Source organism: Pseudorhodobacter sp. (assembly GCF_030452865.1).
Lineage (GTDB): Bacteria > Pseudomonadota > Alphaproteobacteria > Rhodobacterales > Rhodobacteraceae > Pseudorhodobacter.
In genome coordinates this window covers 1-12139 of record NZ_JAKDLJ010000072.1, presented here as the reverse complement: position 1 = coordinate 12139, position 12139 = coordinate 1, and the positions used below count along the sequence as shown (strand labels likewise).

At 60.1% G+C, this 12139-nt stretch carries 11 protein-coding genes and 1 pseudogene; 10 read left to right on the top strand and 2 right to left on the bottom strand.

Annotation, left to right across the window (positions count from 1 at the left end; translation table 11 throughout):
- Positions 1–341: 341 nt before the first annotated feature.
- The gene (locus L0H65_RS06530; RefSeq protein WP_301458028.1) at positions 342–1331 is read right to left on the bottom strand and encodes an asparaginase; all 990 of its coding nucleotides are present in this window, start codon (positions 1329–1331) and stop codon (positions 342–344) included.
- Between the two features lie 186 nt (positions 1332–1517).
- Here L0H65_RS06530 and L0H65_RS06525 point away from each other — a divergent pair, with 186 nt between their 5' ends.
- From L0H65_RS06525 to L0H65_RS06480, 10 genes are all read left to right on the top strand, one after another.
- Complete coding sequence (locus L0H65_RS06525; protein WP_301458027.1) at positions 1518–2042, top strand: invasion associated locus B family protein; 525 nt, start codon at positions 1518–1520, stop codon at positions 2040–2042.
- Between the two features lie 101 nt (positions 2043–2143).
- On the top strand, positions 2144–3334 hold the full coding sequence (rlmN, locus tag L0H65_RS06520; RefSeq protein ID WP_301458026.1) for a 23S rRNA (adenine(2503)-C(2))-methyltransferase RlmN: 1191 nt from the start codon (positions 2144–2146) through the stop codon (positions 3332–3334).
- A gap of 126 nt (positions 3335–3460) precedes the next feature.
- Positions 3461–4267 (top strand): hypothetical protein, encoded by an 807-nt coding sequence (locus L0H65_RS06515; protein ID WP_301458025.1) that lies wholly within the window; start codon positions 3461–3463, stop codon positions 4265–4267.
- 174 nt (positions 4268–4441) lie between these two features.
- Positions 4442–5647 carry a winged helix-turn-helix domain-containing protein gene (locus L0H65_RS06510; protein WP_301458030.1) on the top strand — a complete coding sequence of 402 codons (1206 nt, stop codon included), beginning with the start codon at positions 4442–4444 and terminating at the stop codon, positions 5645–5647.
- A gap of 170 nt (positions 5648–5817) precedes the next feature.
- Complete coding sequence (locus L0H65_RS06505; protein ID WP_301458024.1) at positions 5818–6744, top strand: AEC family transporter; 927 nt, start codon at positions 5818–5820, stop codon at positions 6742–6744.
- A gap of 11 nt (positions 6745–6755) precedes the next feature.
- On the top strand, positions 6756–7586 hold the full coding sequence (gene fghA, locus L0H65_RS06500; protein ID WP_301458023.1) for an S-formylglutathione hydrolase: 831 nt from the start codon (positions 6756–6758) through the stop codon (positions 7584–7586).
- Positions 7579–8040, top strand: a complete 462-nt coding sequence (locus L0H65_RS06495; RefSeq protein ID WP_301458022.1) for a YaiI/YqxD family protein — start codon at positions 7579–7581, stop codon at positions 8038–8040. Before fghA ends, L0H65_RS06495 begins: the two co-directional genes overlap by 8 nt.
- Positions 8041–8089: 49 nt before the next feature.
- Positions 8090–9103, top strand: a complete 1014-nt coding sequence (locus L0H65_RS06490; RefSeq protein WP_301458021.1) for a DMT family transporter — start codon at positions 8090–8092, stop codon at positions 9101–9103.
- 1 nt (position 9104) lies between these two features.
- Complete coding sequence (locus L0H65_RS06485) at positions 9105–9728, top strand: HAD family phosphatase (RefSeq protein ID WP_301458029.1); 624 nt, start codon at positions 9105–9107, stop codon at positions 9726–9728.
- On the top strand, positions 9725–10639 hold the full coding sequence (locus tag L0H65_RS06480; RefSeq protein WP_301458020.1) for an ornithine cyclodeaminase family protein: 915 nt from the start codon (positions 9725–9727) through the stop codon (positions 10637–10639). Before L0H65_RS06485 ends, L0H65_RS06480 begins: the two co-directional genes overlap by 4 nt.
- Positions 10640–10799: 160 nt before the next feature.
- On the opposite strand, the pseudogene L0H65_RS06475 reads toward L0H65_RS06480, so the two are convergent.
- Positions 10800–12139: pseudogene (locus L0H65_RS06475) on the bottom strand (IS1182 family transposase); the annotation flags it as partial.

Here is a 12139-nt window from a genome sequence, read left to right as displayed (position 1 = left end):
CTGCAACCGCTAAAAATTGTCTCAAATCCGCGATCTTCTCTGAAAAAATATCCCAGGGGTGAATGGCCCTCCAGGGCCAGAGGGGGCAGCGCCCCCTGACGTTCGGAAAAAGCCCAAACACCGCAACAAAACCGCAACCCTGCCCAGATACTGACACGAATCCCCATCATACAACGATCAGTAGCGATTGAGATTGGCCCGGTGGTTTGGCCTTAATGCCCCCACCCAGACCGGATCATCGGGTCAGTCCGCTACGCCTTAAAGGGCGCCGTCAGTGCAGGGAAATGCGCTGGCGGCGTTGCTTGTCTTGGGCGGTGTCAAAAACCCGCGAACTCGTGCCTTCAGGCAAAACCGGGTGCCAGGCGCAGACTGCCGGTTTCGAACCCGCGCCAGTTACGCTCCACCGTGTTCAGATATTTCCGGGTGGCGGGGTGATCCGCTTGCAATACGCCCAGTTTGACCAGCAACGCAGCAATCGCCAGTTCAGCGCCGCGCGTGCCGCCATCGACAACCTTCAGCGCGATGCCCTTTTGCAACTCGGGAATGATCGCGATGAATACGGCCTCTGCCCCGGTCTTGATCGTGACCTTCCCCTCCATCGCGCGCATCAACTCGGTGCAGGATCGCCCTTCGCCTGCCACCATTTCCGGATGCGTCCGCATGCCATGCGCCAACCGATAAGCCGCGTCCTGGCGTACATCGCTACCTTCCTTTGCGGTGGCGAAATAGGCCATCGCACGGGCCAATCCATGCACCGAACAGGAGTAATTCGGGGCGGAGCAACCGTCGATGCCGTAGCCGGGGCTTGTCTCCCCCGTAACTTCCTCAAACGCCGCTTTCACCGCCATTTGAACCGGGTGATCGGCTTCGATATAATCGGCATGACCACCCAGATGCTTGTTCAGCATCAGAAAGCCGCAATGCTTGCCCGAACAGTTGTTGTGCAATTGACACGGGCTTTGGTCGGTCTTGATCAGCCGGTCACGTTCGGCGCGGTCTTTCGGCTCATGGCTGCCGCAGCGCAGATCGGCCTCGCCCAACCCCAAATCCGCCAACCAGGCTGCCGCCGCTTGGGTATGGATTGCGGCACCGTTATGGCTGGCGCAGACAAAGCCAAGCTGTTTCGTCGTCAAATTCCGCGCAGCACCGCTTTCCATCAACGGCAACGCTTGCAGCATCTTGCAACTGGAACGCGGGAAAATCACCGCCTCCGGGTCGCCCCACGCCGCTTCAACCGATCCATCGGCGCCGCAAATCACCGCATGCCCGAGATGGGTGCTTTCCAACTGTCCGCCGCGCCACAGCTCTGCAAATGCCACCGGTTCTGTCATTTTATTGCTCCTTTTCACGGTTTCGAGATCAAACATGCGCGATTTTCTGCGCATGGGGCTTTTACGACCTGCCCTTTTTGCGTTATGCATGGAATATCGAGTTGAAACGACCCACGCCACAGGAAAAGCTGGTGAACAGCAAGTGGCGCGAACTGAGGCATCAAACAGCTGGAGGCTGTGAACGACATGATATCACGCATCATCGGGGCGCTTGCTGGCGTCTTGCTAGGTTTGGCGGCCACGACCGCTTTCGCGCAATCCGAAACCGAATGTGTTTCCGCCAAAACGGATTGGAGCGTTTGTGTCTGGAACCAACCCAAAGAATGCTGGGGCGTTTCCAAGCCAAAGGAAAGCGTGAACAGTCGCGACGGCAAGCCCGTCTCGGCCCGGCGCGGTGATATTCTGCTTTTCGTCACCTTTCGCCCCGGTTCCGGCGCGCGCGGGGAGGTGTCGTTCACCGGCGGCTACCCCTTTGCGTCTGGCTCCACCGTCAACGTGAACATCGACGGCAAGTCGTTCGATCTGTTCTCTGACGGCGAATGGGCATGGCCAGCAAACACCTCGGATGATGCGGGTATCCTTGCAGCATTGAAAGCGGGCGGCTCTGCCATCGTGACAGCGCGTTCGGGACGTGGCACCCAGACCAAGGACACATTCTCGCTTCTCGGCTTCACTGCCGCGATGCAAGAGGCGGAAACGCGCTGCAAATAGGCCGTTTTCGATGAATTTTCACGCCCCGGTTCTTGCGCCGGGGCGTTTTCTTTTGCGGCCTGATCCCCTATATAGCGCAATTGAACTACAGGATTCCCGATATGATTACGCCCGCCACACCGATCACCCAAGACTTGCACACCATCCCGCGCAAGCTGCCGGAAGGTGGCAAGACGAACATCATCGGCCTGACGCGCGCGCAGTTGCGCGATGCGCTGATCGCGTCGGGATGCCCGGAGAAGCAGGCGAAGATGCGGGTCGGGCAAATCTGGCAATGGGTCTATTTCTTTGGCTTGCGCGATTTTGCGCAGATGACCAACCTTTCCAAAGATCTGCGCGCGATGCTCGAGGATAAGTTTGAACTCACCCTGCCGGAAGTTGTTACAAAACAGGTTTCCGGGGATGGCACCCGCAAATATCTGGTGCGCATTCAGGGCGGCCATGAGGTGGAAGTGGTCTATATTCCCGAAACCGATCGCGGGACTTTGTGTATCAGCAGCCAGGTCGGCTGCACGCTGACGTGTTCGTTCTGCCATACCGGTACGCAAAAACTGGTGCGCAACCTGACCGCGGGCGAGATCGTCGGCCAGGTGATGCTTGCGCGTGACGATCTGGATGAATGGCCGGTCAAAGGTGCCTCCAACGCGGACCCGGCGGCGCGTCTGGTCTCCAACATCGTTTTGATGGGCATGGGCGAGCCGCTGTATAATTTCGAGAATGTGCGCGATGCTATGAATATCGTGATGGACGGCGAAGGTATCGCCTTGGGGCGCCGCCGCATCACGCTGTCCACCTCTGGCGTCGTGCCGGAAATTGCCCGCACCGCGCAGGAAATTGGGTGCCTGCTGGCTGTCAGTTTCCACGCCACGACGGATGCAGTGCGCGATCAACTGGTGCCGATCAACAAGAAATGGAACATCGCGACGCTGCTTGACGCGTTGCGCGACTATCCCGGCCTGACCAATTCTGAACGCATCACCTTTGAATATGTGATGCTTGATGGAGTGAATGACAGCAAGGAAGACGCGCATCGTTTGGTGGAACTGATCCGGGGCATCCCGGCCAAGATCAACCTGATCCCGTTCAACGAATGGCCCGGCGCGCCTTACAAGCGGTCATCAAACAACCGCATCCACGCCTTCGCCGATATCATTCATGCAGCGGGTTACGCCTCCCCTATCCGCAAGCCACGCGGCGAAGATATCATGGCCGCTTGTGGTCAGTTGAAATCCGCGACCGAACGCGCGCGCAAATCAAAGGCGCAAATCGCAGCAGAGGCGGGGCTTGCCTAAGGTTTTGCGGCGTCGACGCCCATGCTGAGGGGCGGTGCGCGAAGAGTCCCTGCGTAGAAGAACCTTGCACGGCCCGGACGCCCAAGCCTATGCTGGGCCGAACACATCGGTCGGGTGGATTGTGCGATGAAACTTTCTGGCATGACGTTTCGATTGCTTTCCATGTTCTTGGCGCTTTGTGCGATGTTGACCGTTTCGGCCTGTATGCCGACGGCTCAAACGCCTGAACCGATGGCTGACGTGCAAATGGAACCGTCCGCGGCCCCGATGAAGCGCGCGAAACTGGGCACCCAATGGGGCGAAGGCATCGGCTCCACGATCACTGTTCAGGATTTGAAACGCAAGCACAGCAAACCGGAGTCGGTTGACGTGCTGGCCTACGCGGCGTTTCGTGCCAGTGGCGAAAAAATCCGGGAACTGACATTGACCAATGGGCGGGTGGGCCTTCGTGTGCTGAAAGACAACGGCAGCGCTTGGCCGATTTTCCGTATCGGCGGGGTGGAACGGTTGCAAGGCCGCAGCGGCCAACGCTATACGCTGGAATATCGCAACTACTCCAGGACAAAGACCTATGAGGTGGTCGCAACCGTTGACGGGCTTGATGTGCTGAACGGCCAGCCTGGCAGCCTGCGCAACAACGGCTACATCCTCGCACCCGGCAAAACCCTGCAAATCCAGGGATTCAGGAAAGACGCGACCGAGGTTGCGGCGTTCCGGTTTTCCAGTGCCGCTGATTCCTATGCCGCCAACAGCAAGGTCGGATCAATTGCAAATGTCGGGGTGATCGGAACCGCGATTTTTGAACTCATTGCACCGGCCCCGGTCCGGACATTGCCAACCGCCACGGCTTGCAAACGAAATCCTTGCGCGTTTCCGGACGACGCTGGTACCGGGCACCCCGGCTATGCAAGCCCCCCAGTTTATGATGAATGACAGCAGGCCGCCAACCGCAGGTCGGACACCGCCCGGCGCTTACCTCTTGATCCCCCGGCCCGGCAACCTTTCCGCCTGCGCGTTTGCGAACTGTGGCGCTTGGTGCCGAATGGCAGTCACACGGAATGGCGCTTTGCCTTCCGCGCCCGGTTTGAGGTTGCTACGCTGCCAGATATGACGGTTCAAACCCTGCCCAATCCGCTTGCCCGCCGCTTGTTCCTGCATCGCCATGCTTTGGGTGAGGTGCCGAGCGGATCCGGCAAGGGCGCGGATTTGGCTGCGCTGATTGACCGCATCGGATTTGTTCAGGTTGACAGCATCCGCACAGTTGCGCGGGCGCATGACCATATCCTGTTTGCGCGCCGGGCGTCCTACAAGCCGAAGGCGCTGAAACATCTGCTGGAGCGGGATCGCGCCCTGTTCGAGCATTGGACGCATGATGCCGCCATCCTGCCGGTGCATCTGTTCCCGATGTGGCAGCACCGCTTTGCCGCCGCTGAATCGCGTCTGAAAGCCGGTTGGCAGCGCTGGTTCCGGGATGGCTATGAGGCGCAGTTCGATACCATCCTGAGTCGGATCGCCGAAGGCGGCGCTGTTACCTGTTCCGATGTCGGGCAGGATGAGGCACGCTCCAAAGGCGGTTGGTGGGATTGGCACCCTTCGAAGACCGCGCTGGAATGGTTGTGGCGCACCGGGGTTCTGTCTATTGCCGGGCGTGAGAATTTCCAGAAGGTTTATGACCTCACGGAACGGGTCATTCCCGTGCTGCATCGTGCGGAGAGACTTGATGCGATGGCGCATCTCGACTGGGCCTGTACATCGGCGCTGGATCGTCTGGGTTTTGGCACCCATGCCGAGATCGCCGCGTTCTGGGCGGCGATCTCCCTGGCAGATGCGCGGGACTGGTGCGCGCAAGGCGTGAAATCCGGTGCGCTGTGTGAGGTTGATATCGTCAGCGCTGATGGCACCCCGCGGCGCTGTTTTGCGCGCCCCGATGTCTTGCATGAGGCCTCAACCTTGCCACCGGCCCCACCCCGTATCCGCATTCTGTCACCGTTTGATCCGGCTTTGCGGGATCGCGCGCGGACGGAGCGCCTGTTCGGGTTCTATTACCGAATTGAGGTGTTCGTGCCGGAAGAGAAGCGGCAATATGGCTATTACGTCTTTCCGGTGCTGGAAGGCGAGCGTCTGATTGGCCGGATCGACGCCAAGGCGTTCCGTGCCGCGGGGGCGCTGCGGGTTCGGGCGTTCTGGCCGGAACCGGGAGTGGCGATGGGCAAGGGCAGATTGACGCGGTTGGAGGACGCTTTGCAGCGGCTGGCGCGTTTTGCTGATTGCGATGCGGTGGCGTTCGAGAGCGGTTGGTTGCGCGCGGGCTAGGCCGGGCAGGGGGCGCTCGCGCCCCCTCTTTGCCTTGCGGCAAATTCACCCCCTGAGGATATTTTTGCAGAGAAGACGTTGCAGGGGTCGTGGTAGCGAATGGTGTTGGGCTGGCTTGCATCTTCGATCCGGGCATGAAACCCTGCACCTGATCCGGACGGGTGTGGGTGATGCTGGCTATCCTTTTCAAAACATTGCCGTTCTTTGCCTTGATCGGCCTTGGCTACGGCGCAGGGCGGGTACGGTTTTTTACACCTGACGCAACGGCATGGCTGACGAAATTCGTTTTCTATTTTGCCCTGTCGGCGATGTTGTTCGGCTTCGCCTCCAACCTATCCGTCGCTGAAATCTGGGATGGGCGCTTTGTTGCCGCTTATCTGACCGGGTGCTGCGCGGTCTATGCCATCGCGCTCGGTGTGGCGCGCTGGCGCGGCGTATCGGCGCAAGAGGCGGCAGTTGAGGCGCAATGTGCCATCATCGGCAATACCGGTTTTCTGGGTGTGCCGATGCTGGTGATGTTGATGGGTAGCCAAGCGGCGGGGCCGATCCTGATGGTTCTGGCGATTGATTTGATCGTGTTTTCTTCTGCGATCACCCTGATCATCACCGGCGCGCGCGAGGGCCGGATGAGTTCTCGTGTGTTTCGGGCCTTGGGGATGGGTTTGTTGAAGAACCCGATGATCGTTTCGATGGCGTTGGGGTTGATCTGGTCGGGGACCGGCATCCCGGTGCCGGGTCCGGTCAATGAATTCATGGTGCTGCTGGGTGCTGCGGCGACGCCGGGCGCACTGTTTGCCATCGGGGCATCGCTTGCCACCAAATCTGCGGAGCGCCTTGGCGTGGCGGTTTGGCTGTCGTTTTGCAAGCTGGTGCTGCATCCGGCGGCGGTGGCGATTGCCGCTTTGCTGATGTTCGATGTTGCCCGCTTTCCCGCATCTGTGATGATTGCGGCTGCCGCCTTGCCTGTTGCGGGCAATGTCTACATTCTGGCGCAGCATTTCGGGGTGGCACCGCAGAGGGTTTCCGCCTCGATCCTGATATCCACCGCTGTCAGCATCCTGACGGTGACCATAGTGATTGCCCTTGTGACGGGCTGAAAGGAGTAGCGATGAAAACCATTTCCGAGAACCGGTGTTTTGGTGGTGTGCAGGGCGTTTACAGCCACACATCGGAGATTTGCGGCTGTGACATGACGTTTGGCCTGTTCCTGCCGGAGGAGGCGGAGCATGAGGCGGTGCCGGTGCTGTGGTATTTGTCGGGCCTGACCTGCACGCATCAGAATGCGATGGAGAAGGCGGGCGCGCAGGCCTGGGCGGCGGAGCACAGCGTGGCGCTGATTTTCCCCGATACCAGTCCGCGCGGCGAATCTGTGCCGGATGACGGGGCCTATGATCTGGGCCAAGGCGCGGGGTTTTATGTCAACGCGACCGAGGGGGCATGGGCGAAGAATTTCCAGATGTGGGATTATATCACCGAAGAACTGCCGCATCTATTGTTCAGCGCCTATCCGCTGGACGAAGGCCGCCAAGCCATCACCGGCCATTCGATGGGCGGACATGGCGCGCTGACCATCGCGATGTCTTTTCCTGGCCGTTTCCGCTCCGTTTCCGCCTTTGCGCCGATTGCCAACCCGTCCGCCAGCGATTGGGGCCGCAAGCAATTCACCGCTTATCTGGGGAAGGATGAGGCGAAATGGGCGCCGCATGATGCGACTTTGCTGATGAAAAAGCGCGGCTTTGACGGGCCTATTCTGATTGACCAAGGTGCATCTGATCAGTTTCTGGAGCTGTTGAAGCCGGAAGCCTTGGCAGAGGCGATTGCGATCACCCGGCAGAATGCCACCTTCCGTATGCAAAAGGGTTATGACCACAGCTACTATTTCGTCTCTACCTTCATGGGCGATCATATCGGCTTCCACGCCGAGGCGCTTTATGCCTGAAGGGGGTGCCGTCTACATTGATGCTGATGCCTGCCCGGTGAAGGCCGAGGCCGAGCGGGTCGCCACACGCCATGTCATGCGGATGGTGCTGGTGTCGAACGGTGGCATCCGTCCATCGGCCAATCCTTTGATCGAAAGCGTCTTTGTTTCGGCTGGCCCGGATGAGGCGGACAAGTGGATCGCGGACCGCGCCGGGCCGGGGGATGTGGTGGTGACGGGGGATATTCCGCTGGCGGCGAAATGCGTGGAAGCAGGGGCAAAGGTGTTGAAACCCAATGGTGAGGAATTGCATGATCGCAACATCGGGCAGGTGCTGGCGACGCGCGACCTGATGCAGGATCTGCGCAGTGCCGATCCGTTTCGCGTCGGTGGCGGCAAGCCATTTTCCAAAGCCGACCGCTCCCGCTTCCTTGAGGCGCTGGAGCGGGTGATCCGTGCGGCAAAGGCGCTGTGATGTCGCGAGTAGAACAGACAGGGCACGGGCGTGGCGGTGAGGTTGCGTGATGACACAGACCGCCACACCTGACCGGCGCATCCTGATCCTGGGCATTTTCAGTGCAATGGGGGCGTCGTGCTTTTTCTCGATCAACGACACCTCGATCAAGTTCCTGTCGGGCGGCTATGCGCTGCACCAGATCGTGCTGATCCGCACGATGATCGGGTTGGGCGTGCTTTCTGCGCTGGTCCTGCCTTTTCATGGCGGGCTGGCTGCGTTCCGCACCCGGCGTCTTGGGCTGCACCTGACGCGCGGGGCGTTCGTTATCACCTCGAACTTCTGCTACTTCCTCGGCCTCGCTGCCTTGCCTTTGGCCGAAGCTGCGGCGCTGTTTTTCGTCGCGCCCTTGCTGATCACGGCGCTTTCTGTGCCGATGCTGGGGGAAAAAGTCGGCCCGCGCCGTTGGGTGGCGGTTGGGGTCGGGCTGTTGGGCGTGGTGATCATCCTGCGGCCGGGGGCGGGGATATTCCAGCTTGCAACGCTGCTGCCGCTGTTTGCCGCGTTCTGCTATGCGATGCTGCAAATGTTGACCCGGCGTATGTCCGGCACCGAAAGCTCGATCACGCTGACACTTTACATCCAGCTCAGTTTTGCGGTGACCTGCATTATCAGCGGGTTGGTGCTTGGTTCCGGTCAATTTGCCGGGCAGGCCGATCCGTCGCTGGCTTTTCTGACCCGTGAATGGTTCTGGCCTGCGATGGCGGACTGGCCGGTCTTGGTGATCATCGGGCTGTCGAGTGTGATCGGCTCCTTGATGATCACCAATGCGTATCGGACCTGCGAAGCGGCGGTGGTGGCCCCGTTCGAATATATCGCAATGCCGCTGGCGATTACCTTCGGGCTGGTGGTGTTTGATGAATGGCCGGATGCCTGGGCCTGGCTTGGCATGGCGCTGATCTGCGGCGCTGGGCTCTATGTGGTCTGGCGCGAAACGCGGGCCAACCCCGACAAACCACCTCTTGCCGCCGCACCGGGAAACCTGCGATCCTCAGCAGTGGGTGGGATGGAACGGGATGATTGAGATGACACCAAAAGCCGTGATCCATGACATCGGGAATGTGCTGATCGGGTGGCAGCCGGAGCGGTATTATGACAGGCGCATCGGGCCACAGCGGCGGGCGGCGCTTTTTGGTGAAACCGGGGTGGAGGCGATGAACCTTGCCGTTGATGGCGGCGCGCCGTTTCGCGAAACCGTTTACGGTTTGGCCGAAAAGCACCCCAACTGGGCGGAGGAGATTCGCTGGTGGTATGACGATTGGGCCGGGCTTGCCTCCCCCCGCATCGAACATTCCATCACCTTGCTGCGGCGGTTGCGGGCGAAAGGTGTGCCGGTGTTCGTGCTGAGCAATATCGGCGATGAGGTTTTCAGCCACGCGCAGACCCAATATGATTTCCTGCGCTGGTTTGATCGTGCCTATGTCTCGGGTCGGATGAACCTGACCAAACCTGACCCCGCGATCTATGCAGCCGTCGAACGCGATTGCGGCATCGCGCCCGAAGCCTTGCTTTTTGTCGATGACAAGCCGGAAAACACCGCCGCTGCTGCCGCGCGCGGCTGGCAAACCCATCTTTTCACCACCGCCGATGGCTGGGCAGACAAGCTCTGCCAGGCGGGGCTCTTGACTGCCGAGGAGGCCACACCATGACCATGGAAATCGTTCCGTTCGAGGCAGATGAGTTGCTGAATTGGCAGAGTCTGACCGATGCGTTGGAGGCCGGGCACCGCCTGCCTGCCGCTGAGGTGGGCGACAGCCTTTTGTACCGCGACAATGACACGCTGCTCAATCGCGCCGCATGGATTGATGGTTTGGGTCAGCTTGTCAAATGTGCGACGATCTTTCCCGGCAATGGCGCGCATGGCAAACCGACGATCAATGGTTCCGTCACGCTTTACACCGACAAAACGGGCGAGCTGGAAGGGTTGATCGACTTTCATCTGGTGACCAAGTGGAAAACTGCAGGTGACAGTCTGCTGTCCTGCAAAAAGCTGGCGCGCAAGGACAGCCGCAAGGTGCTGCTTGTCGGCACCGGGGCGGTTGCCCATTCAATGATCCCGGCCTATGCCAGCCTGCTTGAGAACCCGGAGTTTTCGGTCTGGGGTCGCAACCCGGTGACGGCTCGGGCGTTTGCCGATGCCACAGGGGCAACGGCGGTCACCGATCTGGAAGCGGCGGTCCGCGGCGCGGATATCATCTGCACCGCCACAATGTCGAAAGAGCCGTTGATCCTGGGCGAATGGCTACAACCGGGTCAGCATCTCGACCTCATCGGTGCTTATCGCCCCGACATGCGCGAAGTGGATGATGAGGCAATGTCGCGCGCACGCATCTTCGTCGATGCACGCGCCACGACTGTCCACCACATCGGGGAATTGATGATGCCGATTGCGAGTGGCGCGATCAACGAGGGCAATATTTCGGCCGATTTCTACGATATGGCGAAAGGCGGCTTCACCCGTCGTTCTGATGACGAAATCACCATCGCGAAAAACGGTGGTGGCGCGCATTTGGACCTGATGACCGCCGCTTACATTCTTCAAACATGGAAGGCCCGGTAAAGGCCGAGGATGTGTGGAACCTCGGTGGCGCGGCAGTTTGCTGTGCAATTATGGTGTGGTGGTCGACTATGTCGTCAGTTCGGCACCACACGGTCTATGATCGAGGCTAAGGGGCAATAAAGGCTATTCCGGCGACGTTTTTTGCTACCGAGCGCCAATATCAGCCCGGGATCGCCTGCATGAGCCGCCGGATCCCGATCAAAGCTACCATCCGCTTGATGTTGTAGGCCAGCACGTTGAGCGCCATCTCGCTGCGCACATTCTTCAGCCTCCGGGTCAGGAAATGGGTGTGGCCCATCCAGGCTTTGGCCCCTCCAGATTTTGATTGTGCCGAACGGGTGTTCGACCGTGCAACGTCGCAGGGTCATGGCATCGGGATCACGGCCCAGCCGGTTGCCCATATTATCAACCAGATATTCGTGCTCCCACCGAGTGATCCGCCGTTCCGTGCCGGTGGTGCATTTGCTTTGGAGGGCGCAGGTCTGGCATGCGTTGACCCAGTAACGCCGGGGCTGAACGCCGCGCTCCTCGGCGGTGTAGCGGTAGGTCAGTTCCTCGCCAACCGGGCACACATAGACATCGCGCCCGGCGTCATAGGTGAAGTCGGCCTTCACATACATGCCTTTGGCCGCGTTGCCCGAGGTCGCGGGGCGCGGCACCGTCGTGGTAATGCCCGCCTCGTGACAAGCGAGGATCTCGCTGCCGCTGAAATAGCCCTTGTCGGCAATGGCATGCAGGTCATCGCGGCCCAGAGCATCTTTGGCCGCGATTGACATCGGGCTGAGTTGGTCGCGGTCGAAGCCCTGATTGGTGACTTCGTGCGTGACAATGATGTGGGTCTCGGTGTCGACCGCGCTCTGGACGTTGTAGCCGACCATCCCGCTGTGTCGGGCGCTGGTTGCCATCGCGCGGGCATCGGGATCGGTCAGGGAAATTTGGCCATCAGGTGCGTCGGCCAACGCTTCGTCCATCGCCTTCAGCCGTGCGATTTCCTGCCGGATGCGGCCATAGCGCCGGGCAAGATGGGCCACCTTCTCTGACCGCGCCTCGCCTTCTTCCTGCCGATCAATCCGGACCATCTCGTTGATGTAGCGATCAACATCGGCCTCAAGATGCGCAAGGCGGCTGGCGATCTTGCCCTTAGTGAAGTTCTTGTCACGATTGTTGACGGCCTTGAATTTGCTGCCGTCGATGGCAACACAATCGCCCTTCAGGGTGCCGATCCGGCGGCAAAGCTGGACAAACTGCGCGCAGACCTTGCGAATGCCAGGGCCGTTATCGCGCCGGAAATCGGCAATCGTCTTGTGATCCGGCACCAGCTTGCCGGTCAGCCACATCACTTCGACATTGCGCCCTGCCTCGCGCTCCAGCCTGCGGCTGGACGGGACACGGTTCAGATACCCATAGATGAACAATTTGAGCAGGACCGCCGGATGATAGCCGGGCCGCCCTGTCCGCGCTGGCGCTGCCCGACCGAACCCAAGCCCCGGCAGATCCAGT